This window comes from Paenibacillus sp. FSL H8-0261 (genome assembly GCF_045040645.1).
In the GTDB taxonomy this organism is placed as follows: Bacteria; Bacillota; Bacilli; order Paenibacillales; family Paenibacillaceae; genus Paenibacillus_AQ.
This window is the reverse complement of sequence record NZ_CP150297.1, coordinates 2,218,265-2,243,769: the sequence shown is the minus strand read 5'-3', so window position 1 is coordinate 2,243,769 and position 25,505 is coordinate 2,218,265. Positions and strand designations below refer to the sequence as shown.

Sequence of the window (25,505 nt, the reverse complement as noted above, 5' to 3'; positions counted from 1 at the left end):
CATCATCTCCCTCTTATTTTGCGTCAACTCTGAATTGAAGTCAAATGGAAATTCCAGCAAATGCCATAAGAAAAGCCACCTGATTAGAGGTGGCAAACTTCCAAATTATCTATACGTAGGAGATTTCGCTATGCTAATTGTGTAATAACGAGATGAGCTGAAACAGATCTTGTTCCTCCAGCGAGAGGAGTGATCGTTAGTGCCGTTGAATTTCCTGCAGGATTTCGTACAGTGAGTATTGAGTTGATGACTGTTGTAGTCACAAGGCCCATCCCAGCGATCTGAGAAGTTCCTGTCGCTCGTCCGGCCACCGTATTAGCCAGATCAGCACCATTCAGCGTTAATATCCATTGCCCCGCTTCGGATACACTGACCTGGAACATCACCTGATAAGTCCCTATTGCCGCTAAATTAAAAGAGCTAGGACCGGTTCTGGTAATAGTAGTTCCACTAGTAGGACCATCTTGAGGAAAACTCACGTCTGTGCCCGGTGCTACAGTTGCTGCATTATCAGGGGGCATCAGGGCGAAGAAATCAGCAAATCCTAATACACTTCCTGCTGCTCCGGTCGCTCCCGTTGCTCCTGCGACTCCTGTCGCACCGGTTGCTCCGGCCGCTCCTGGTGCCCCGGTTGCTCCTGCTGCCCCTGCTGCTCCTGGTGCTCCGGTTGCTCCTGCTGCTCCTGCTGCTCCTGGTGCCCCGGTTGCTCCTGCTGCTCCGGCCGCTCCTGGTGCCCCGGTTGCTCCGGTTGCTCCTGCTGCTCCCGCGGCTCCCGGCGCTCCTGCCGCTCCAGTTGCTCCTGTCGCTCCCGCTGCTCCCGGTGCTCCTGCTGCTCCGGTTGCTCCCGCTACCCCTGGCGCTCCGGCTGCTCCTGGTGCCCCGGTTGCTCCGGTTGCTCCTGGTGCTCCTGCCGCTCCGGGTGCTCCTGCCGCTCCGGTTGCTCCTGGTGCTCCTGCCGCTCCGGGTGCTCCCGGTACCCCAGGTGCTCCAGCCGCTCCCACAAAACCTTGTAGTCCTATTGCTCCTGCAGGACCAGGTAAACCTTGCGGTCCCTGAGGACCTACGGCTCCTTGTGCACCCGGCACTCCTTGCGCACCCTGAGGACCAACGGGTCCCGCTACACCCTGTGGACCTATTGCTCCCGCTGGACCAGGTTGACCTTGCGGTCCTTGGGGTCCTGGGGGCCCACCGGCGGGACCTTGAGGTCCTTCTGCTCCTTGGATTCCTCGTGCTCCTTGGGGTCCTGGTACTCCTTGGGCCCCTTGTACTCCTTGGATTCCTTGTGCTCCTTGAGGTCCTGTAGCACCAACGACTGTTGGAGTGGTAACATTTACTTCGGGCGGAGGACATGTGACTTTTACAATCTTCTTAATAACTTTTCGACGATGTTCTTTTCTTTTTCTTTTCGAAGGAAATACAGTGGCGATTTTTTTCTTATGACACTTTTTATCATCTGGACAACTCAATACGTACACCTCCCTATAAAGATAGTTCAGTGTACGCATCTTATTAATTTTGGACATGGACCAATAACTAGTTTCTATTAGACTGGAACCTATTTCTATAAAAAAGGGCTATAAAAATAGGGGCTGGCCCTTGAGTAGATTACAATGTCCACACCAATTTGTATTGCTTTTCGTATTTTATTACTAGGACAACTGACACTTCCCTATTAGACCCATATCTATGATTTGGGTCTTTTTTTATTTTTACAAATCATCCCTCAAACTCAGTTTATATCGCTTAATTCGCTTTCTGATTTCATAAAAAACAGCCCCCAAATCCTGGGGGCTTCTAACCATTAATTATTATATTTTATCAGCAGGCTTACGAATCGCATTGCCCACCTTCACAAGAATATCAGACATCGAAGTCTCATCATTTACATCATAATCATCAATGTTCAAACGAAGCACTGGACAAGCTGTAAACTCGTTGATCCATTTCGAATATCTGCCATGCATATGTTCCCAGTAGGAAACATCCGTTTGAATTTCCATCTCGCGGCCACGTTCATTAATTCGAGTCAGGATGGAAGGCAGGCTGCCTTCGATATAAATCAGCACATCAGGGTGCGGGAAGTATGGCGTCATAACCATAGCTTCATACAAGCTAGTGTAGGTTTCATAATCTGTTTTGGACATTGTACCTTGATCTGCATGCATTTTCGCAAAAATACCGGTATCTTCATAGATGGAACGGTCCTGAACAAAACCACCGCCGAGTTCGAACATCTTCTTCTGCTCTTTGAAACGTTCAGCAAGAAAATAGATTTGCAAATGAAAACTCCATCTCTCAAAGTCATGATAGAACTTTTCGAGATAAGGATTGTGATCGACCTGCTCTAGCGAGGTTTGAAAATTAAGTCTTTTGGCCAAGGCGCCTGTTAAAGTGGATTTCCCCACCCCGACAGTTCCAGCCACGGTAATTATGGCATTTTCCGGGATATGATATGAATTCATTTCATTAGCTCCTTTATATAAGAGACAATTTCAGTGAAGTGTTCTGGATTCTCCACGAAATCGACTGCATTTCCATCAATGGTAATAATAACGGTCGAAGGCTCCTGAATGGCAAGAGCGGCCATCGCGTCATCATAATCTTTAATTAATTGCTCCAAATACGCAGTATCCATCCCCTCTTCAAAGGGCCGCCCACGTTTTTCAATTCTGTTTAATAACGTATCTAAATTGGCCTTAATATAGAGGATAATATTTGGCTTTGGCAGGTCATCCGTAAGCACATGATAAATTTGCCGATACTTTTCACGTTTCGTTCCATTCAGCGTTCGTTCTCCAAAGATCAGGTTCTTATAAATATGGTAATCCGAAATGACCGGGATCCCTTTATCTATGTATTGTGTAACGGTATCTTCAAGCTGTTTATACCGATTACAGAGAAAAAACATCTCCAGTTGAAAGCTCCAATCGTCCATGTTCTCATAAAATTTAGCTAGAAACGGATTCTCATCGACAATCTCTTTAATGATCGGTAAATTTAACTCCTCTGCTAGCATAGACGCTAATGTTGTTTTTCCAGCCCCGATTGGGCCTTCCACTGCAATAAACGGTGCATGTCTCATTGACGCTGACTTCCTCCTCAGATACGAACCTTTCAATAGCTAATCAAGCATAAACGCCTTCGGCGTCTTTATAAGGACGGTAAGTGTGTATGCGTGAAATATAAGGATAAAGTATAGTGTGAAACTTATACTTTCTTTATTTAAAACAGACTAAATTATTGTATCACATGAGACCTTTCTTGTGAGCGGGTAAATATGAAGAAACTTTTCCAGTAGTTCTAGCGTCTAAATGTAAGATAATGGATTATATCGTGAACATATCAAATTTATCTAATAAGAAAAAGAGAGGTATTCCTATGAAAAAAAAATGGATCAGCATGGTTAGTGCTCTTCTAGTATTAAGCCTCGCCTGTAACGTAAGCGCAGCTGCAGCTGCAGAGAACACAACCACGACATCCAACCTCACTTCGTATGGCGCGGATTATCTGACCAAAACAGATGGTTCCTTCTGGGTATGGGGAGGTAATCGCTCCGTCCCTACGCAAATCCATGACCTGAATGAGGTACAAGCATACTTTGGTTCCCAATATGTAATGAAGAAAGACCTTTCGGTCTGGCAATGGAGAACATCGGCATACTCTGAAGCTGTTAAAGTGTCCCCCGTTCAAGAGCTAGACAATCTGGTCGATATGTTCATGACGGGAAATAGAACGATAGCCCTTAAGGGAGACGGGACGATTCTAAGCGCCCCCCTTTCGTCCGATGGACTCACTACCTCCGCGTTCACACCCGTTTCCGGCGTCGATAACGTGACTGCTGTGGGCGGTTACTATGAGTCTGATCTTCATAAGAGCTGGACACGTTACGTGTTCTTAAAGAAAGATGGAACTATTTCTACTACACGCGATGACTTCGAAAGCTTCGAAACCATCCAGAATTTAACGGATATTATTCAAATCAAAAACAATCTTGCACTTAAGAAGGACGGCTCCATATGGAGTTGGCCAGTCCAAGATTATTACAAGAACCAAGGAGCTCCAATAGATCTATCTGCGACCCTTCTCAAGGGAATCAGTAATATTAAAAGTTTAAAAGGAAATCAGAACAGCCTATTAGCCATTGATGGGGCCTCTCAATTATGGTTCTGGGGTGCTACCATTACAGGTTCTTCAGACGGAACAACCTATCATGAACAACCACCGATTCTTCTAAAAGGGATCAAGAATGTAGTTGATGCTTACATCGTAGAGCGCTCTATTGTTGCATTAACCGGGGAAGGAAACGTCTATCAAACTTCTATTGAAAACGAAATGATGCCCGCAGATTCAAAATTCACACTTCTCGAAAAAGAAGTAAGTAGCCTAAAGAAAGGCGGACGACATCTCATCATGCAAAAGAAAGACGGCTCACTCTGGGGCTGGGGCGTCAATAAGGACGCACAGCTGGGCTATGGCGACTATGAATTCAGCCATGCCGGGCCCGTTCCAGTGCAAAAGCCTATTTCGATCTCCTTAAACGGAGAATCTATTCCACTCTCAAATGGAGTTATTACTCGAAACGGACAAAATTTCGTCCCGCTTCGATCGCTGTTCGAAAAATTAGGAGCCACAATTACCTATAAAGAGAACATTACAGCTGCGAAAACAATAGATAAACAAATTATGATCACACGAACCGCTACAGATAAACCGGCTCTCGCCATAAGTATTAACGGTGTAACTGGAGCGACAATGGTGAACAATAAAACCGTAAATCTTCCTACACTACCCTTCATCGTAAACGGTTCGATGTATCTGCCACTTCGCTTTATAAGTGAGCAACTCGGAGCAAATGTTGAGTGGCTCCCACAGGAGGAGCGCATCGCCATCACGATGCAATAACGAGTAATCAAAAAAAGGTGTCCCATCACGGGACACCTTTTTATTAATCTTAAGATAAACGTTCGCTGAAATCTTCGAAAGCGAACTGTTTGATTACTTTGATTCCCTCTTCTTCATTGTAACTAACAATGGAAGGCAGATTCACACCGTTAAACATATGGTTCTTCACCATGGAATAATGGGCCATATCAAGGAATACGAGTCTGTCGCCGTATTTCAAAGGCTCCTTGAAGGAATAATCTCCGATAACGTCTCCCGCAAGGCAAGTCATTCCACCTAATCTGTACGTATAAGGAAATTCCCCAGGTTGTCCAGCATCGATAATGTTCGGACGGTACGGCATAGCCAGTACGTCCGGCATGTGGCACTCTGCTGAGGTATCGAGAATCGCAATGTCCATCCCGTTATGCATCACATCAAGAACGGTAGCTACCAGATATCCGGTATTGAGAGCTACTGCCTCTCCCGGCTCCAGATAGATTTCCACACCGTAAGTCTCTTTCATGTGTAGAATACACTTCACCAGGGTCTCCAGATCATAATCAGGGCGTGTAATATGATGACCGCCACCGAAATTAAGCCATTTCATTCCTTTGAGATAAGGTCCGAACTTCTCTTCGACTACTTTGAGCGTACGCTCAAGTGTATCCGAATTCTGTTCGCACATGGTATGGAAGTGTAGTCCATCAATGCCCTCAAGCTCTTCCGGTCTGAAGTTAGGGAGAGTTACTCCCATTCTGGAATAATTGTAGCACGGATCATACAGCGGAACTTCGATCTCGGAATATTCCGGATTCACTCGAATGCCGCAGCTGATGTGTTTCGGTGCATTCTTAACGCGATCCTTGAATCGATTCCACTGGTCAAAAGAATTGAACACAATGTGATCGGAGTATCCAAGGTGCTCATCAAACTCACTATCTATATAAGCTGGTGCGTACACATGAACCTCTTTGCCCATCTTTTCATAGCCAAGTCTGGCTTCGAACAAGGAGCTCGAGGTTACACCATGCAAGTACTTCCCAACTAACGGATACAAGGAATGCATGGAGAAGCCTTTTTGCGCGAGCAAAATCTTTGCTCCAGTGCGTTCCTGTACAGAATTCATAATCTCAAGATTACGTGTAAGCAATCTTTCATCTACAAGGTAACATGGTGACGGGACCGCGCTGATATCTATATCCATTATCGCGCCTTAGTCTAACAGCGTTGGCGAGAAATCTTCTTGCCAAGGCAGACCATGTTTATTTAAAGCTTCCATGAATGGATCTGGATCGAACTCTTCAACGTTGAATACGCCCGGCTTCTTCCAGATACCTTTTATAATTAACATCGCTCCGATCATTGCAGGAACGCCTGTAGTGTAGGAAATGGCTTGGGAGCCAACCTCTGCATAGCACTCTTCATGATCGCAAACATTGTATACATAATAAGTTTTTGGCTTTCCGTCTTTAGTTCCTTGGATGATACATCCAATGTTCGTTTTGCCTTTTGTTCTTGGTCCCAAGGAAGCTGGGTCCGGTAAAATCGCCTTCAAGAATTGCAGAGGTACGATCTCTTTTCCTTCATACATGATAGGCTCGATAGAAGTCATGCCCACATTCTCAAGCACTTTCAAGTGAGTCAGGTAATTCTGCGAGAAGGTCATCCAGAAACGGATCTTCTTTACACCCTTAATGTTAACGGCCAAAGACTCTAATTCTTCATGATACAAAAGATAAATATCTTTTGGTCCAATTTCCGGAAGATCGTATACTTTTTTCTCGGAAAGCGGTGCAGTTTCAATCCACTCGCCATTCTCGAAATAGCGGCCATTGGCTGTAATTTCACGAATATTGATTTCAGGATTAAAGTTTGTTGCAAATGGATATCCGTGATCACCAGCATTGGCGTCTACAATATCAATGGTATGAATCTCATCAAAATAGTGCTTTTGAGCGTAAGCTGTGAACACGCCCGTTACACCTGGATCAAACCCACTACCAAGCAACGCGGTAAGGCCTGCTTTTTCGAATCTTTCTTTGTAAGCCCACTGCCAAGAGTATTCAAATTTCGCTGTATCTTGTGGTTCATAGTTGGCAGTATCCACATAGTGCACTCCTGTTGCCAGGCACGCATCCATGATTGTCAGGTCCTGATATGGGAGAGCGACATTAATAACGACATCCGGCTCAAAGCTCTTGATCAGTTCAATGACTTCGTCCGTATTATCTGCATCGACCTGAGCAGTAGAAATCTTCGTGCGGCCTCCGGCTAATTTATCTTTCAGAGCGTCACATTTCGCGACAGTTCTGCTAGCTATGCAGATCTCTTCAAATACATCCGGGTTCTGGCAGCATTTGTGAACAACAACACTGGAAACACCGCCAGCGCCAATAATTAACGCTTTTCCCAAAATAAAAACCTCCTAAAATTCCATTTGCAAAATCAACAAGGCTGATTATACATAATATTTTTGAATAAATCAATAAAAACCGACAAAAAATGATGTTTATTGTGTAAAATCTTCAAGGATTCTTGTTAATACTCTTAAATGCTCATATTTCCTCGATTATCCACCTATATATCTAATGAAAATCGCTGGAATGGAGTAAATTTCCGGAAACTAGGACAACTAGATTATTCTATCACAATAGGGGGCTACTTCATACGATTTATTTTAGGTTCAATGAGAAACCTCACCATCCTTTCAATTCCGCCTTAAGACGTTCTGTTTAGCGGCATCCTGAACGGCCATTCACCAGTTCCGATCAACAGCACTGCAATGAATATAAAGAGGCCGTAATGTATACTCTTACCCGTTTTTGTCCCAATATTACCGTTGTTCCTATGCCCATCCGTTTCAAGACCCTAATTGAATGATCGTTGGGGTTATTATACGTTGTCCCATTGATCCTATATTCATCAGCATCATGATTAAGAATTTCGAGCTGTTTTTTATTGGTTTGAATGGATTTGAACAGCATAAGCTTCGGCATCCCATTCTACCTTAGCGCCTAACATTTCACTCACCAGTCTTAAAGGTACATATACACTATCATTAATAAAGACTGGCTTTTGATCTGTGGTTATTACTTTTCCATCCACTGTCGTTTGTCCATTAACCGAATTTAAGATCAGCGTAGTAGATGTAGATTCCTTCACGACAATAACTGATCTCGAAGGAACGTCCCAACGTACATCCACTCCCATTTGCTGAAATATTCCTCTTAAAGGAACGTAAGTAGAATTGTTGAACAGTAAAGGAGGCATGGTCAGATCCATTTCATTATTGTTCAACAGCACCTGAATCGATTTCTTCACGGGCTGAGGCGTGTCAATCATAAAATCTCTAACCCCCAACCCAGTCTGTCCAAATTCATTCGTCCCCCATGCAAGAACATGACCGTCTTTTAAGAGCACATAATGATTTCTGTTCCCGCTGGTAATCGAAACTGCATTTTGAATACCACTAATCTGCTTAACATTCATCTTATTTTTATCGCCAACTGTCCACTGCCATACGGTCCCATCGGCTTTTACTGCAGAGTCCGTTGTCATCGATACGACATCAGTGAGTCCTGGAATCTGAATCGGCTGTAAAGTTCCACCCGGATTCATATCTGTGTAATTATTCCATAACCAAACGGTACCATCCCATCTCAAAGCTACTCCACTCCACCCATCAGTATCAACAGCTCTGTACTCCCCGCCGCCTTTAAGTAGGGTAGGCTTTAGAACCGCATCCTTTTTAATGCCTCTAGTTTTAGATGAGCCCCATACCCACACCTCTCCGCCGTTCCCAAGTGCCACTGAATTATTCGATCCTGCAGCTATAGCTAAAATGGAGGGTAGTCCTTTCACCTGCACCGGTATTAGCCCGTTTTTCCCCGAATTATCACCGAGTTCTCCTTGCTCATTGCCTCCCCACGCCCATACCGTTCCGTCTTTGCGAAGCGCTAAGCTAAATGTGTCTCCTGCAGAAACAGAAATCACATCCGTTAGCCCCTTCACTTGAACCGGCTCTACAAGGACTGTCGAGGACTGCGCTCCAGTGCCAAGTTGTCCATGTTCGTTCCCCCCTACTGCCCACACTGTTCCATCGTCTTTCAACATCAAATTATGACGGTAGCCACCTGAAACTTGCTTAACATGATCGATGCGCATTTTGACTGGAGTATACGCTGGCGTGGTTGCCCCATTACCAATAGAACCGTATCCACCACCCCAAGCCCAGGCTGTTCCATCCGCAGTGATGGCATAAGCGCTCCTATCCCCCGCATCCAGCCCTGTGATGCCAGACAATAACTTCTTTTCATCCGGGAAATTCACAACACTGTCCGCTTTTACTATTAATGGCGAGGCTGTAGCTAGGATAATAGCTGCCCCAACAACTACAATACCTATTCGTCTTATCTGAATTTTAATGCTTGAAATTTGTCTTCCCACTTAAGATCACTCCTTTTAGAATCGGTAGGGTCAAACTGTTGATCTGCAACAATAGAGACCCCCACTGTATTCAATCTTCTTATATAGACTGTGGAATATTATGTAAAGTTGCGAGAAACTGTAATTTTTTAAATCAATTTATACGCTTTAACCTGTAGTTTAGGATTGAAGCTGATTTTAACTGTTTATATGGCATAAATCGCTTGTTGCTGCGCTCTAGGTCTCTCGTCCGTCTTTTGACACACTAAAACTTCAAGAGCATAATAAGCATCGGCATATTGCAACGGATTCCCACAACATACAGAGTTATGCAGGATTTTAGTTTGTTTTGCACCAGGGAGGATGATTACGAGTGAAAAAAGATTTTCAAATAAAAAACAAGCCCTTTCTAATTTTTAGCTTTATCCTGCTCTTAAAATGCGCAGTGGCCTGGTTCGTAGTATTTAGTGACGGCCCTAATTGGAGCATGCTGCTCACAGAGATCCCGTTCTTCTTTATCGTCTTTGGACTTATTGAGTGGATGGCTTCCAAACGGAAGTTTCTGTATTACATGATTGCGAACTTATTAATTTCAGTGATTTATTTTGCCGTCCTGATGTATTACAAGTATTACGGCGTAATTGCTACTTACCATGCTTTGGAACAGGCAGATAAGGTAACCAAGGTCGGAGAAAGCACATACTCCTTGCTGGACCCTTACTATTTGTTCATTTTTGTGGATATTGTAGTCTTCATGTTCTTTATGTTCCGTCCCAAATATATTGCGATCTGGAAGGAAAGAGGCATGAACCGGCGTATGAACCGAACCGCCTTGCTTGGGATCCTCAGTGTTTCACTTGCGATCTGTGTCTTTAATATTTGGCCGAATCATGCCAGTATGAACGAGAACAAAAAGGCAGAGCGTATGGGGATTCTTAATTACGAGGTATATACCATTTTTGCCGACACCACAGAAAAGAAAGAAATGATCGACAGCAAAGAAATTACGCAGCAGTCTGTGGACGCTACAAAGGGAATTATGGAGCCAGTCTCACCAAAGTATTGGGCAGCGGCTCAAGGTAAAAATCTCATTGTAGTGCAAATGGAATCTTTTCAGAATTTCCTGCTTGGCTTAAGCATTGACGGACAGGAAGTAACTCCCAATCTAAATAAACTTATTTCAAGCGAACATTATTTCAATAACTTCTATACAAATGCGGGGCAAGGAACAACATCGGATGCTGAATTTGTAGTGAACACCTCGCTATATGTTCCTCATCACGAAGTAGCCACTTCGTCCAACTATATGACTAAGGAGCTTCCGAGCCTGCCCAAGCTGATGAAAGCTAATGGATACAATACGGCCACCTTTCACACCAACAGCGTGGAGTTCTGGAACCGCAAAACCTTATACAAGGTGCTAGGCTTTGATAAATACTACGATCAGTCCTTCTATGGAGACGATGATCATATCGCATTTGGATCTTCTGATGAGGTGCTGTATGCCAAGACCGTTCCTGAATTAGTCAAAATGGATGCTAAAGACGATCCTTTTTACGCGATGGTCATCTCTATGAGCGCGCATCACCCTTATAAAATGCCAGCATCAAAATATAAGATGACGCTGCCTAAACGGTACGAAGGGACCTTAGTCGGTAACTATATTTTAGCCCAAAATTACGCGGATTACGCTATTGGACAATTCCTAGATCAATTGAAGTCCAGCGGGTTATGGGAAGATAGCGTTATTGTCTTCTATGGAGATCATCAAGGTGTATCACTGTATTCCCTTGACGGCAATGAGAAATCATTAATGGAGGAAATGGTCGGACACGAGTATGGATATACAGATATGTTCAACGTTCCTTTCATAGTTCATGCCCCAGGCGTAGATCAACCCACTGTGCACACGCAAACTGGCGGTCAGATTGATATCTTACCAACTGTAGCAAATCTGTTAGGGATTTCTATGAAGGACCAGCTCCACTTCGGAGAAGACCTAATGAATCAACAGACCAACCTGCTACCTGTTAGACACTTTCTTCCCACTGGTTCTTTTATTAATGACACAAGCTTGTACTTAACTGGTGTAGATTATGATGATGGAAGCAACTATAACCTAATCGACGGCTCTGAAACTGAGGGCGGTTCGACAAAAGCGCAATTTGATGCCGTTCAGCGGCTCCTAAATATGTCTAATAGCTATATTCTGCAACGGCCGGATTTACCTTCTACGGATGATGGCGAACAGAGCAAATAATTGATATTTAATAAAAAGAATGCCCCTCAGCCATTGGCCGAGGGGCATTCTTGCGTTTATTAAAATAATTAAACCGTTGTTGCAGGCACACTCTCAAGAATTGCCTCTTGCTCTACAGGTGCGTTAACCAGCATATACACACGAGATTCGTAAGGGCGTAATGCCACTGTCTCGATTTTCTCAGCAGGGTCAACTTCATAGTTATTCAACAGCAACTCACTGGAGTCAAATTCCAAGTCAAACGGAAGATCGAACAACGCTTCCTCTGAAGACAGGTTTGACATGACCAGTAATTTCTCATTGCCAAGTGTACGAGTATAAGCGTAGATCCGCTCATCTTCAGGCAGAATCAAATCATAGGCTCCATAAACCGTAATCGGATTGGCAGCCCGCAGAGCGATAAGCTTTTTATAATGATGGTAGATGGAATGTGGGTCCTGTTTCGCACGCTCCACATTGATCTCTGTAAAATTAGGATTCACCTTCATCCAAGGCTTGCCGCTACTGAAACCAGCGTTCTCAGAGTCATCCCATTGCATCGGCGTTCTGGAGTTGTCGCGACCATTCTTCCAGATAACCTCCATGACTTCTTCATGTGATTTTCCGGCCGCTGTCTCTAAACGATACAGGTTCTTCATCGCCACATCATCATAATCATCCATCGAATCGAATCTTACATTGGTCATCCCAATTTCTTGGCCTTGATAAATAAAAGGTGTTCCCTGCATCAGAAAATACATCGTAGCCAGCGATTTGGCCGACTCCTTCCAGTACTCCCCATCATTACCCCAAGTAGAAACTGAACGCGGCTGATCGTGGTTCTCGATAAAGAGTGCATTCCAGCCTTTACCCTCAAGACCTTTTTGCCAACGGGAAAGTGCTGATTTCAGCGCAAGAACATCCAAGCCACCCGTAACACTCTTATTCCAAAGAGCTAAATGCTCGAATTGAAAAATCATATTGAATTTGCCCTGCTCCTCGCCTACCCACATTTCCGCTTGATCGACACTAACACCACTCGCTTCACCAACGGTCATAATGTCATAACGATCAAATGTTTCCTGTTTCAGCTCCTGAAGAAAATCGTGAATTCCTTCCCGATTCATATGACCCGCGCCGGACGAAACGAACGGAAGATTATCTGGATTTGGCAGATCAGGAAGACCTGGAATTTTCTTAATATGTGAAATAGCATCCACTCGGAAGCCGTCGATCCCTTTATCTAGCCACCAATTGACCATACCGTATAATTCCTGACGCACTTCAGGATTCTCCCAGTTGAGATCAGGCTGTCTTTTGGAGAAGACATGCATGAAATATTGCTCTGTAGCAGGGTCAAGCTCCCAGATCGAACCGCTAAAAATACTCTCCCAGTTATTCGGTTCCTTTCCGTCCTTAGGATCTCTCCAAATATAATAATCGCGTTTCGCATTGTCCTTGCTGGAACGTGCTTCTACAAACCAAGGATGTTCGTCAGAAGTATGGTTAATGACAAGATCCAGAATCAGCTTCATGCCCCGTGCATGAACCTCGCTTAATAGCTGATCGAAATCAACCATACTGCCGAACTCCGCCATAATATCCTGGTAATCTGAAATATCATATCCATTATCATCGTTCGGGGATTTATAAATAGGACAGATCCAAATGACATTGATGCCAAGGTCCTGTAAGTAATCAAGTTTTGAGATGACTCCCTGCAGATCTCCAACACCATCGCCATTGCTGTCCATAAAGCTCCGTGGGTAAATTTGATACGCTGTGGCTTCTTTCCACCATGTTCTGTTCAATGTATGCAGCTCCTTCGTATTCATATACCCTCTCAGGAAAATATTTTCCTATTTAATTCACGAATTAGTGATTTTCATAATAAAAATTAAGATTATCGACTAAAAAACTATCTATTTAGGGTTTATTCAAGGAAATTATTTTCCTATGCGATCATTATAGGATCTTTTATTTTCCCGGTCAATAACAATCTTTTGGATTCTTGAAGCTATCCGTGATATGCTTGCGATATATTCTAGAACGAATACAAGCTTGGAAAGTTATGGTGATATTCTTGAAGGTAAAAATTAAAGATATAGCCAAAATGGCTGACGTTTCAATAGCTACCGTTTCAAGGGTTGTCAATAACAGCAAACCAGTAAACGAGGAAGTTCGTAAGCGTGTATTGGAAGCCATGAAACAAATGAATTACCGCCCTAATGTCATCGGTTCAGATGCAGGTAGACCGGATACACCTCTGATTGGTGTCATTATTCCGCAGAACAGTAATACCGTGCTTGATGATTTCAATATTGGCATACGTGATCTCGCCGAGCTATATGGTTATGATGTTTTGGTCGGGTTAACAGACGGAAGTGTTAATAGTGAACTTCATTATTTGAACTTATTCCACCATATGGGGACTGAGGGTTATATATATGTAGGCTCGGTTCCGAGTAAGGAGCATTTGGAGATTATCCAGAAATCCGGGTCACCTTGCGTGTTAGTTGGAGAACAATCTCAGATTGATTCGATCCCTTCTGTCCATCTGGATAATGTTACCGCCTCCTATGAAGCCGTTACTTATCTGATTCAAAAAGGACATAGAAGCATCGGCATGATCCGGGTATCTGGAGATAATGCAGTGGGTGGCGATCGATATCGCGGCTATCAACAAGCACTTATGGATGCAGGCATTACCTTAAGAGAAGAATGGGTAGTAGAAAGTGGAATGGCCGTAGAAGATGGAAGTGACGCTATGCGCCGGATTAAGGATAGCGGGGAGCTACCTACTGCGGTTTTTTGCTCCACAGATTGGATAGCTGTAGGGGCGATGAATTTTCTGATTGATAACGGTATTCGGGTGCCAGAGGATGTTGCGGTGTTCGGATTCGATAATAGCTTTATCGCTTCTGTCGTTCGTCCCAAGCTGTCCTCGGTGGAATACTCCGGAACGGAGATTGGAATGACTGCTACCCGAACTTTAATCAAGCTGATTAAAGGGGAGACTGGTATTCAGCATCATGCAAATGTTGCTCATTATTTGGCAATTCGTGAAAGTACGGGTTAGGGAAAGCTTCCCTAACCCTATTTTTAAATCTGATAATGGTTATTGTGTAAATCCTACACGGGCGCGTTCCCGTCCTTTAGTATCTAGTGTGATGGAACAGACGGATGTCATGGGAATATAAAGCTCCTCGAATTCTGTCCGATATTTAATAAACTTCTCAGTTACCGTTTCCAAAATGCCTTTTCTAGCGTTAGAGCCATCTACAAAATAAATGGTTACCTCTTTGCCCTGCAAAGCTTCCAGCATCATTCACTTCACTCCTTCGACTTACAGATTTGTGATAACTTTGTCGATAATCCCGTACTCCACTGCTTCCTCGGCTGACATGAAATAATCCCGATCCATGTCTTGTTGTACCTTCTCCACCGTCTGTCCGGTTCGGTCCGCTGTAATCTGGACAAGCACTTCCCGTAGCTTCAAAATACGTTTGGCTCTAATCGCAATATCACTGGCCTGCCCCTGCGCACCACCATGTGGCTGGTGAATCATAATCTCACTATTCGGCAGCGCATAACGTTTACCTTTAGCCCCAGCTAACAATAGAAGTGAACCAAAGGAAGCCGCCATACCTGTGCAGATCGTATTTACTTGCGGTTTAATGAGCTGCATTGTGTCATAAATACTTAATCCCGCTGTTACGGAGCCCCCTGGACTATTGATATACATGTGTATATCTTTATCTGGATCCTCAGCTGATAAGAACAGCAACTGGGCAACAACACTATTCGCTAATTGATCCTCAATCTCCGCCCCTACAAACACAATTCGGTCCTTTAAGAGCCGCGAATAAATATCGTAGGATCTTTCCCCTTGATTCGTTTGTTCAATGACATAAGGAATGTACGCCATGCGTATGCGACCTCCATCCGTTTATTTTATTTGAAATCTACCCTGTAAACGGATTAGTCTATGGATAGGATACGTTAAGCGGGCAAAATATTATTTTTATTATTGCGTATCTTAATTTGGAGCTCATTCGTTTATTATTAGAAGTAACCGAAAGCACTTTACCGGAAAAGGGGTTATGCAGAGTGATCAGCCTTGAGAAGCTTAGCGCCGGCCATGAACCGGATGAGAATCATACCATGTCTTTGCAAATGGCCCTGAAGCGGTATTGCCTTGCACTGACACAATCCCCGTGGGAAGCCGAAGATTTGGCTCAGGATACGTGGGTCAAAGCACTGGGCTATATGAAGACTTCCAAACATTCGAAGCTGAAGAGCGATATGAACGATACAAGTCAAATGAACAATAATTCAGAACATACAAGTCGTACGAATTTCAGCTCGCTAACGAATCATCCGAATCCTGAGGCGCTACTCCTGCGGATTGCCAGAAATACCTGGACAGATATTATGCGGCGAAAAGCCACGTTGTCACGAGTGCTGGAAATGGATCAACCACGGACAGAGGAAGCAGCAGAGTATGGTTTATTTGAGATTGAGGCTGCTTTTCAAGCCTTACAGAAACATCTGTCTCCACTGCAGCAAGCGGTGTTCCTGCTCCGCGATGTATTCGAGCACTCCGGAAGCGAAGCTGCCGAAATCCTCGACACCACAGAAGGAGCCATCAAAGCTGCTCTGCACCGAGCCCGCCAAGCCCTCCCTGCAGTCAGACAAGAGCTTCTTCAATCTAACGGCCCCTCCATACTACAGGATACGGAACTACAGATTGCCTTGAATCGTCTTGCATCCGCCTATGAACAAGGACAAATCGCCGAGTTGATTGAGCTTGTCCTTGCAGATGAAAGTCAAGAAACTGTAATGGCCGTGTCCAGCCAAAGCTTCCAGAGCTTCCAAAGCGTTCAACCTTTCCAATCTGGCGGATTCAGCTCTATGGGCTGGAACTATTCCGAGCCAGGAATGCGGATGGTGGCTTAGTCTTTCGTGACGCTATTTCGTAATACTGAAGTACGTTTAGCTAAATGAAGCACATTACTTTACGTTATAACCGAACAAATATTAGTTTTGAAAAGTGTGAGTTTGATGAGATCGGTATGATTGTGAGTTAGGTCAGTTTGATGAGTTGTATAGTTGAGTGATGTTTTAGCTTTGAGCTAGTGACGTTGCAAAATGTGCAACAGAATCCATGAAATCAACGCTAAAAAACGAATCTACTGCACTATCTGCAATAGATTCTTAATAAAAGTGACTTTTAAGTCGATTTCTCATCTTTTGATTGTATAAAGTGCAATAGAATCAAATTATGTCCTATATAGTTTAAATTCTATTGCACAAAGTACAATCACACTAATGAAATCTCCTCACATATCTTTATGCTTCATTCATCACCACTCATCACTCTTTAAGGTACAATTCCCCTGCTTTCTATGGAAACCTTTAATTAGACTTATAAATAAACATTAATGTTAGTTAGGAGTGATATTTTTTGAGGAAAATTCTTATCTTAGGCGGCACGCGCTTTTTTGGAAAAAGGTTAGTTGAACGATTGCTACAAGATTCCATAAACGACGTAACAATACTTACACGCGGGGAAACTAGCGATTCCTTTGGAGATCACGTTCAACGGATCCATGCGGACCGTTTCCAAGCAAACGAGCTCGCTCAGGCGGTAGGAGATACACTATGGGATGTCGTGTTCGATAATATTTGTTATTCACCGGACGAAGCGGATCAGGCACGCCGGATTTTTGATGGTAAAACGGAACGGTATATCCTCACCTCAAGTTTATCCGTTTATGATTTCAGTGAAAAAGCGCTGACCGAGGACATTTTCGATCCTGAAACTTACCCTATCCGCCACGGAGGGCGAAATGATTTCACCTATCAAGAAGGAAAAAGACAGGCGGAAGCCGTCTTCATGCAGCAGGCTAGCTTTCCAGTCGCCACGGTTCGCTTTCCAATTGTGCTGGGAATAGATGATTATACGCGAAGACTTCATTTTCATATTGAGCATGTCCGTAATGAGTTGCCTATTGGTATACCGAATCCCGAAGCACATATCTCCTTTATCCGTTCGGATGAAGCTGCTGATTTCCTATATTGGCTCGGCTGCAGCTCTACTATGACAGGACCGTTCAACGCTTGCTCAGACGGTACGGTTAGAATTAAGGATATTCTCACAATGATTGAAGAAGAAACAGAGAAACACGCCATCATCCAGAAGCAAACCGCAGACGAGCATATGTCACCCTTCGGAATTGAACAATCCTGGTTTATGAATACGACAAAAGCCCAGTCGGCGGGGTACAAGTTTCTCAATATAAAGAACTGGCTCCCAGAGCTAGTTAGCTCTCTGAACAAAACCTACGAGTAATAACTTCTCCCACACACACAAGCCCTCTTCACTCATTCATCTATGTGACAAAAGCTACCCCTAAGTAGATATCTTCTACGAAGGTGGTAGCTTTTTCATTTTACATAACCACTGCGAACATTTCAGATTACTGCACTCTATACAACTAAATCAAGCTAGCCAAGCTTATTCTCGACTTTAGTTGTATTCAGTGCAATTAAAAACTAGCTAAACACCACTGACAGTCATTTCTCGGAGAAATAACTGCACTAAGTACAACTAAACTCTCATAGAGGAAATCACATCCTTAAATAGCTGTATTAAATACACTTAACGCGCAAAAAAGGTAGTTAGAAAGGCTCCCCCTCTACGCTACCTTTTTACGTTACTGAATTATTGAATCAAGTCGCTTCCGATGTGCGGGCAGTCAATCAAACCTTCCCCTAAGCGGAGATTGTCAAATAAGAGCGCTCCTCAGGCGTTTCATCGCCAGGTGAGTCACTGTCATCCCCAGCGATAATCTCGTCATCTATGTCCAAATTAATCTTGAAGACGTTGATTTCCTTGAATAATTTTTGCGAAATCTCATTAATCTCAACGGCTTGGCGGGCAATGTCGTGGATCGCGTTGTCCTGTTGTACGCTAGAGGCATTCACTTCCTGAACCCCTGCCGCAGTTTCCTCAGCAATGGCAGCCACGTTGTGAACAGACTCTGCGAGTCTACGATTCATAGTCTGTGTCATATCTACCTTGTCATGGATTTGCCCAATCTGCTTACTAATCTCAGCGATCGACTGATCTATCGCTTCAAAAGACGACAACGTTTCTGCCACTTTTTGATCCTGCTCTTCAAGATTTCCTTTGGTCTCCAGCATATATTGCTGGAATTCATCCATCCCTGCTTGCAGCTCGTTAATAATCTGACTGATATGTACGGAGGACTCTTTGGTCTGATCAGATAATTGTCTCACTTCATCTGCTATGACAGCAAAGCCCTTCCCATAAACTCCCGCCCGCGCTGCTTCAATCGCTGCATTTAGTGAGAGAATGTTGGTCTGGTTTGAAATGTTTGTGATCGATTTGGTAATTCTGGAGATATCCTTCGATTGGTCGCTCAATTTGGTTAAAGCAAGATATACTTTATTCACAGACTCACGTGAGTGCTCTGATACCTCGCGCAAAGCGATGACGGACTCGGAACCTTTTCGAGTATTGTGATTAGCCGTTTGACTTGTCGAGAGCATAACCTCGGTATATTCCGTAATTTCATGAACTTCCCGTTCCAATTCCTGAATCAAGCTTGCGCTCTGCTCCGATTGTCCGGCTTGCTGCTCAGCGCCTATAGAAATTTCCTGTATTGTGCTTACGATTTCTTGGTTCGTATGAGCGGTGATCGATGAAGATTGTTGAAAAGAGTGCGAATAAGTCGCGAGCGAAGAAGCTACCGATTGGGTCTGCTGAAGCATCTCTCGAACCCGCAACACCATATGGTCGAAATGATGACTCAGACTTCCTAGCTCATCATTATATGGCGAATTAATCTGCTGCCGCAAATCTCCCTCAGCAATTTTACGTAGAGCTACTTGCAGCTTATTTATAGGGTTCAGGAAGGAACGAATAAGCATAACAGCAATAATAAGTGTGAAAATGAATACTAGTATTGCTGCATAAGCCCCCATAGAACTAGTCAGATTTAACAAATCAAAAGAATAGTCTTGAGCCTTCTCTGCGTTCTCTGCTGCTGCTGTATATAGTTTCTCATTGGTCTCCAGCATAGCTTTATTCATAGCCAATGCCTTCGTATGTAATTCATCAATTCGTTCCAGAACGGCCATGGGATCAAGCTGCTCATCCTTTAGGGTATTCACTAATCCGTCAAAATTGCCTGTATATCCTCCAACTTGATTATGTAATTGTTCTAACTCCTTAGACGCTGGCGAATCTGCTTCAAACTTCACTTTGCCCAATTCTTCCATTAACTTTGTCTGTTTGTCTTTAAAAGGCTGAGTAAACTCTAAATCGCTAGAACCCGCTAGAGAGGTCTCCACACTGTTCATTTCTTGAAGCAGTTGAGTAATGGTGGATACTGTAATTCTTTTTTCCATCTCCATTTTTTGTGTTTCCATAGAGATTTCTACTTGATTGATTTTATAGTTTTGGTATAGCGCTACCCCTAGAAAGAATAGTACCACGGCAGAAAAACTCAAGATCAACTTCCACTTCATTGATAGATGCATAGACCTAGCCTTCAACAATATCATCCTCCGTATAAAGCCTCATATGGCAATAGGTACTTTTTACTAATATCTAAATTGTAGAAGCTGTACATTAAATACCGGACACAGTTTTGTATGAGAAATGTAAATTTTGTCGAGTACACGTTCACAACTATCCTATTGCAATTGACGTAACGTTAAGTGCTAAAATACTTCTCATAGGGCGCCTTATCAATCTATAGAACGGGAGTTGTCTATGAGTGGATTTGTGACCATTGATAAGCTTTCTACGCAAATCGGACTGACGAGTCGGACGTTGCGTCACTGGGAGGCACAAGGATTATTTGAAAGTCACCGTGAGGCTAGCTCGGGTTGGCGAATTTATGATGAACACGCAATCCTTGCCATTCAAATTACTGCATTATTAAGAAAGCTTGATATTAGTATTAAAGATATCGGAACCGTTCTAAAGAACATGTCCGTACATTCCTTGTATGAAACACTTCTTCAACAATCCGCTTCAATTCATAATGAGAAATCCGAGCTAACACAAAAAGATCGCGAAATCCGCTTCTTATTACAATTAATATCCGCACGTACGGAGGAGTCCATAACTAACCATTTGTTATTAGAGCTGAATGAAGAATCATGCAATACATTGGATGATTTGAATGAGAATGAGGAGGTTCTATCTATGACAACAATTAAACACTCTCCACCTATCCATGTAAGATTCATTACACTTCCACCTATGAGATTCGCTTATAACATTGCAGTCAGTACATCCCCAGAGGATGAAGCTATGCTACCTGTCTTGGAATGGTTGGAAGCTAGCCACCTCTTGGGGACGGCACGTTTATTTGGCGGGAATACAAATCCGCATCCTAGTGGTGAGAATAACCCTTATGGCTATGGATTCTGTGCCTCCATTCCTGAAAATGTAGAAATACCAAGCCAACTTAAAGAGATGCGGTTCAACGGCGGTCTCTATGCGATGACGGAAAGCAGTGATGATATCTACGGCTCATGGCAAGCACTGATGAGTTTTTTGGATAATAACCTTGATTATCAAGCTGACCACGATTCAAGATTATGTCTTGAGGAGCATATCCGTAACGATAGTCCCAAAGGCAGCGGAAATGAGTATGTATTAAATCTGCTCGAACCTGTAAAAAAGAGAGCATAAAACAAAACGCTCTCCTTTGCCCATCATGGCATTGGAGAGCGTTTCTATTGTCATCAAAAATATGATGATCGCTTATGATTGACTCAGCTTTAACAGCTTCGCTAACATTTGAGCTATTTCTTCACGAGACGCTGTATCTTTTGGAGCAAAGTTAAGCCCCGTACTTTCTGCAACAGGCTTGCCTGAAATAATTCCTGCCTGCTGAGCAGCTGCGGCTGCTTCAAGAGCATAAGAGCTTATCGACTTCTGATCTGCAAAAGCTGAACTGTCGCCACTTACAGGCAATGTCCAGTTCATAGCTTTCGCTAATCGCACGATCATGACAGAGAGCTGCTCACGAGTTACATTTGCCCGAGGATCGAACTGTCCATCACTCACGCCGGTAACAATTCCCTTGCGATTAGCCCACGCTACCGCTGCCGCATAATAATCGTCAGCCTTAACATCTGTGAAGTTTCCTGCTCCTTCTGCGCCCAGATTAGCACCAGCCAATCGAGCTAGGAGTAAGGTAACATCTGCTCTGGTTAGTTGACTCTTAGCTCCGAACTTACCTTCACCAATGCCGGTAATTACATCACGAGCTGCCAAATACGTAATAGAATCTTTAGCAAAGCTGCTGCCAATATCAGAGAAGCTCACTTTGTTGTACCCTACTGCATACGTGGAGAATTGTGAAGTTTGGAAATTCAGTTGTCCCTTTGCTGCGTTATAGCTACTGCCTGCTAGTACAACCGCTTGCCCCGCATTCGTCAAATCATAAGCTACGACTGCATTAGCATCTTCATTTGCTCCTAGTGTATACGGCACTGTTATTGTCGCAAAACCAGCACCTAGATTAGATAGACGCTGACTGCCAGCTGAAATCGCCAGGTTTATTACTGGACGACTGCCAACCACAGCTTGAGCTTTGCCTTTCCCATCCGTGTCCGTACTGCCGATGGACAGCTTAATGTCCTCACCCTTTGCTGCTGTGTGCACAGCCGAGAGTGCATTATGATCCAACGTTATCGTACCAGCTCCTGCTTCAAATACAACTGACTTTGCAGTACTACCTGTCAGTGCCGCAAAAGCACTCGATGGGAAGTTAAGTAGAACTTCACCTGAAGCTGCATCAACCTTAGAGCGGAATATCAACTGACCATTAGCATTATTCGCCAGAGACTTAAGTCCCTCTGTAACCATATCCAAAGTAACGGAGGCAACTAACTTACCTTCTGCATCCGCTGAAGCCTTAACCTCTACGATAATCTTATTACCTTCTGTGGTTACAGCTGGTGTTGTCGCCTGTTTAACTGGATCTTTAGTCGTTACCGTTGTACCAGGTCCCGGATTTGAAATAACCGGATCTGCTGAAGATACGGTCACTGTAGATTCAGCTACGCCATAACCATCTGCGCTATAGGCGGAGATAACCGCTGTCCCCTTTGCCAAGGGAGTGACCTTTCCGTTGTTATCAACGGAAGCAACACTTGGATTCGAAGAACTCCAAGTTACCACATTCGATCCACCCTCAGCAGGAACTACGCTAGCCTCAAGCGTTGCTGAAGCTTCGCCAACCTTCAATGACAAAGAAGTCCGATTCAGTGTTACCTTCGATACATTCAATTGATAAATGGCCACAGTACCACCAACTTCATTCGCTACGAGTACTAATGGCAATCCAGTCGGGCTTGATGTTGCCGAAATAAATTCGATACCTTCTGGACCAGTGTCCGTTTCAATGGTGTTCGCAGGTGTGAATTGACGTGTATTAATATAGTTCACAAAATTCGGTTCCTCTGGATTCGTCACATCATAAGTCATCAGACCACCGATTCGCTCAAGACCAATAAAGGCCAGCGCTTTTTGTCCAACCTTGCCTACCTTGACATACTCAGGCTCCGGTCCTTTTTTGGTACTACGGTTATCCATGGTCGTGTTACTGTTGCTTGCATTGAAATATTCTGGCAGGCGTTCTCCGGTAATCTTTTCAAAGTCGCTGCCACTATCGTAGACCTGTTCCATAGAATCTGCTTCCCAAATGGAAAATGAACGGCCACCGTACAAGTAAATTCCATCATTGCCCATGTCAGACATAACTTCTACACTATCATATTTATCTTTATTTTTATTCAGAAACTTAGCCGCATCTGATTCCGGATCTAATGAGCCCTTCATTTTTTTGACTGAGCTCACGTTCACTTTACTATCCCATTCCGTTGCGTCACCTTCGTTGGCCGTAAACAGATAAGTTTTACCTCCGACCGTGTACTGATCTATACCATCAGGCATATACGTACCGAAGAATGGAACATTTTCTAAATTCACTTTATTATCTTTTACCAGGTCCAGAGCATTGTTAGGAAGGCTTAAATCCTTGAAACCTAATCCTTTAACCCATAGAACCTGCTTGGAGGCAATATCGATGGCAGCAATAGCATTATTCTCTTGAAGCGCTACATAAGCAATGGTCTGGTCATCTGAAAGCACCACAAACTCCGGCTCCAGATCACGTATCGCATCCTTTTTTTCACCTTTGCCCGTAATCTGTTTAGTTACCGGATCAGCTACTCCACGAATATGGACAAGATCGTCAATTACATCAGGGTTATCGAACTTCACCTGAATCGAAGTGTCCTTGAGCGTATCAATGATCGTTACACTACCTTCAGGATCACCGACAGTCGTGCGTGGTTCAGCTTCGTCCGCTGTCAAAATGTAACGGCCATCATCGGTATACTTCACCATGTCCGGTTGTACTCCAGCTTCATAAGAAGCCAACAATTTACCATCATAATCGAGTACAAGAACCTTACCGTTCTTCATAGCATCTTCTTCTTGAATGGCTACAGCGATCCGTTTAGTAGCGGTGTTGATATCTACACTCGTCAGGTCTCCGTATGTAAATCCATCCACTTCGGATAGCTGTTCTACGTTAATACTATATTCTTTTTGCGGATTGGAAGGGTCCTTGAGATTCACAATATCGACTGTTGCAGGGTGAGATGAACCATTAACGAGGTAGAACTTGCCGTTATCACGGTTAAACTTCACGATCTCCGCCACGCCGCCATCTTTATTGGTCACGCCTACAGCGTATCCGCCGATCTTAGTTACACTAAGTAGATCTGGAGTCAAAGGCGCTGCGGCTTCCGCCACATTCAGTGGTACTATAGCTTCTGTCTTCTTCCGGGGTGCCGAACTGTCATACACTGCGATACTTACGGTGGCCGCCCCTACTTTCGTCGGAGTTCCACTAATATTCCCAGATGCTGCATCCAGTGATAGTCCGTCCGGTAAACCCGTAGCTTCAAAAGAATAAGGTTGTACTCCCCCATAAACGGACAATGTTACCGAATAAGGCGATCCGAGTTTTGCTTCTGAAAGATTCTGAGTTGCGATGCCTAAATCAGGCGCTTTAACCCCCCAAGGTCCGTCCGCACTGCTATGCGGTTTAAATAATGCCAGGGTAGAAGCATCCAGAGTATCAAAAGAAATTTGTTTAAAATCTGCTTTGTTATTATCTGAATCCACGAAATCCACTCGACGAACTGACTTTTTCTTAGAGATACCTCCGGTATCGCCAGTTGGGTAATCCACTTCATACCCATCGATCGTTGCATTTTTATTGTTGGACGCTGCACCAATCATATCCACGTAGTTACTTGGCATTGTTTGAAATGGATTTGTTACCTGTAACAAGTCTGTACTTCTTAGCAGAACAACCTTCATACCATTGTTATTAAAATACATCCCCGGCCAGGACTGATCGCCTTTGGCACTGATATCGTTTTTGTGATCCTTGTTGTTGGCATCATCGGTGATGAGATAAGAAGAATGAGCTTTAATGGTTCCGTTCAAATCCAACTTGCTCCATTGTCCAGCGAGCTTAGGATCCGAATATTGTACAGACCAACCTACTAAACTCACATCGGAATCGGTTGGGTTATATAATTCAATGTAACCTTTCGAGAAAAATCCACCTGATGCATCGGCAGTGTTGCCCCCACCATAAACTTGATTAACAATAATATGAGGAATCTTCACATTGTATTGACCGTCTGCCGTATAGGGCGTACCTGATTGAACGGATGCAGCCACTGCTGGACCTGCCATCCAAGCGGAACCTAACAACATCTCAGCTGTTAGCATAAGAGAAACAATAGCTTTACCTGTGGGTTTCAAGTAGATTTTCACTCCTATTGATAGTTTCTATCAATATAGAGTAATAGTATTACCTAA

17 protein-coding genes are annotated in these 25,505 nt (G+C 43.8%); 6 read left to right on the top strand and 11 right to left on the bottom strand.

All coding sequences use genetic code 11. From position 1 onward, the window contains the following. Positions 1-128: 128 nt before the first annotated feature. From MHI27_RS09560 to MHI27_RS09550, 3 genes are all read right to left on the bottom strand, one after another. Positions 129-1,475, bottom strand: coding sequence for a collagen-like protein (locus MHI27_RS09560; protein ID WP_405176128.1), 1,347 nt, complete (start codon positions 1,473-1,475; stop codon positions 129-131). A gap of 333 nt (positions 1,476-1,808) precedes the next feature. Continuing rightward, a complete protein-coding gene (locus MHI27_RS09555; protein WP_042186705.1) occupies positions 1,809-2,462 on the bottom strand; it encodes a deoxynucleoside kinase in 654 nt (217 codons plus the stop codon). Continuing rightward, the gene (locus tag MHI27_RS09550) at positions 2,459-3,082 is read right to left on the bottom strand and encodes a deoxynucleoside kinase (RefSeq protein ID WP_076283243.1); all 624 of its coding nucleotides are present in this window, start codon (positions 3,080-3,082) and stop codon (positions 2,459-2,461) included. The genes MHI27_RS09555 and MHI27_RS09550 overlap by 4 nt, the downstream gene beginning before the upstream one ends. A gap of 296 nt (positions 3,083-3,378) precedes the next feature. On the opposite strand from MHI27_RS09550, the gene MHI27_RS09545 reads away from it, so the two are divergent. Continuing rightward, positions 3,379-4,902 (top strand): stalk domain-containing protein, encoded by a 1,524-nt coding sequence (locus tag MHI27_RS09545; RefSeq protein WP_405176127.1) that lies wholly within the window; start codon positions 3,379-3,381, stop codon positions 4,900-4,902. Positions 4,903-4,951: 49 nt separating this feature from the next. Here MHI27_RS09545 and nspC read toward each other — a convergent pair whose 3' ends face one another. The 3 genes from nspC to MHI27_RS09530 form a co-directional block, all read right to left on the bottom strand. Beyond that, entirely contained in the window at positions 4,952-6,088 is a 1,137-nt protein-coding gene (gene nspC / locus MHI27_RS09540; protein ID WP_405176126.1) for a carboxynorspermidine decarboxylase, read from the bottom strand. A 9-nt stretch (positions 6,089-6,097) separates the two neighbouring features. Further along, positions 6,098-7,297 (bottom strand): saccharopine dehydrogenase family protein, encoded by a 1,200-nt coding sequence (locus tag MHI27_RS09535; RefSeq protein ID WP_042126167.1) that lies wholly within the window; start codon positions 7,295-7,297, stop codon positions 6,098-6,100. Positions 7,298-7,839: 542 nt separating this feature from the next. Further along, a complete protein-coding gene (locus MHI27_RS09530) occupies positions 7,840-9,330 on the bottom strand; it encodes a stalk domain-containing protein (RefSeq protein WP_405176125.1) in 1,491 nt (496 codons plus the stop codon). 352 nt (positions 9,331-9,682) lie between these two features. Here MHI27_RS09530 and MHI27_RS09525 point away from each other — a divergent pair, with 352 nt between their 5' ends. Beyond that, a complete protein-coding gene (locus MHI27_RS09525; protein WP_405176124.1) occupies positions 9,683-11,569 on the top strand; it encodes an LTA synthase family protein in 1,887 nt (628 codons plus the stop codon). Between the two features lie 68 nt (positions 11,570-11,637). Here the strand turns inward: MHI27_RS09525 and MHI27_RS09520 are convergent, their stop codons facing one another. After that, positions 11,638-13,359 carry an alpha-glucosidase gene (locus MHI27_RS09520; RefSeq protein ID WP_405176123.1) on the bottom strand — a complete coding sequence of 574 codons (1,722 nt, stop codon included), beginning with the start codon at positions 13,357-13,359 and terminating at the stop codon, positions 11,638-11,640. Between the two features lie 272 nt (positions 13,360-13,631). Between MHI27_RS09520 and MHI27_RS09515 the strand changes: the two genes are divergently transcribed. Beyond that, positions 13,632-14,627, top strand: coding sequence for a LacI family DNA-binding transcriptional regulator (locus MHI27_RS09515; protein ID WP_339802246.1), 996 nt, complete (start codon positions 13,632-13,634; stop codon positions 14,625-14,627). 39 nt (positions 14,628-14,666) lie between these two features. Here MHI27_RS09515 and MHI27_RS09510 read toward each other — a convergent pair whose 3' ends face one another. Both MHI27_RS09510 and clpP read right to left on the bottom strand, forming a co-directional pair. Continuing rightward, complete coding sequence (locus MHI27_RS09510; protein ID WP_231573413.1) at positions 14,667-14,876, bottom strand: hypothetical protein; 210 nt, start codon at positions 14,874-14,876, stop codon at positions 14,667-14,669. An 18-nt stretch (positions 14,877-14,894) separates the two neighbouring features. Continuing rightward, entirely contained in the window at positions 14,895-15,476 is a 582-nt protein-coding gene (clpP, locus tag MHI27_RS09505; protein ID WP_042186692.1) for an ATP-dependent Clp endopeptidase proteolytic subunit ClpP, read from the bottom strand. A 182-nt stretch (positions 15,477-15,658) separates the two neighbouring features. Here clpP and MHI27_RS09500 point away from each other — a divergent pair, with 182 nt between their 5' ends. After that, positions 15,659-16,507, top strand: a complete 849-nt coding sequence (locus MHI27_RS09500) for an RNA polymerase sigma factor (protein ID WP_405176122.1) — start codon at positions 15,659-15,661, stop codon at positions 16,505-16,507. Between the two features lie 508 nt (positions 16,508-17,015). Continuing rightward, positions 17,016-17,903 (top strand): NAD-dependent epimerase/dehydratase family protein, encoded by an 888-nt coding sequence (locus MHI27_RS09495; RefSeq protein ID WP_405176121.1) that lies wholly within the window; start codon positions 17,016-17,018, stop codon positions 17,901-17,903. A gap of 422 nt (positions 17,904-18,325) precedes the next feature. Here MHI27_RS09495 and MHI27_RS09490 read toward each other — a convergent pair whose 3' ends face one another. Continuing rightward, positions 18,326-20,089: a methyl-accepting chemotaxis protein gene (locus MHI27_RS09490; protein WP_405176120.1), complete on the bottom strand. Its 1,764-nt coding sequence runs from the start codon at positions 20,087-20,089 to the stop codon at positions 18,326-18,328. A gap of 265 nt (positions 20,090-20,354) precedes the next feature. Here MHI27_RS09490 and MHI27_RS09485 point away from each other — a divergent pair, with 265 nt between their 5' ends. Beyond that, a complete protein-coding gene (locus MHI27_RS09485; protein ID WP_405176119.1) occupies positions 20,355-21,284 on the top strand; it encodes a MerR family transcriptional regulator in 930 nt (309 codons plus the stop codon). A gap of 72 nt (positions 21,285-21,356) precedes the next feature. Here the strand turns inward: MHI27_RS09485 and MHI27_RS09480 are convergent, their stop codons facing one another. Next, positions 21,357-25,448, bottom strand: a complete 4,092-nt coding sequence (locus tag MHI27_RS09480; RefSeq protein WP_405176118.1) for a choice-of-anchor I family protein — start codon at positions 25,446-25,448, stop codon at positions 21,357-21,359. Positions 25,449-25,505 lie beyond the last annotated feature (57 nt).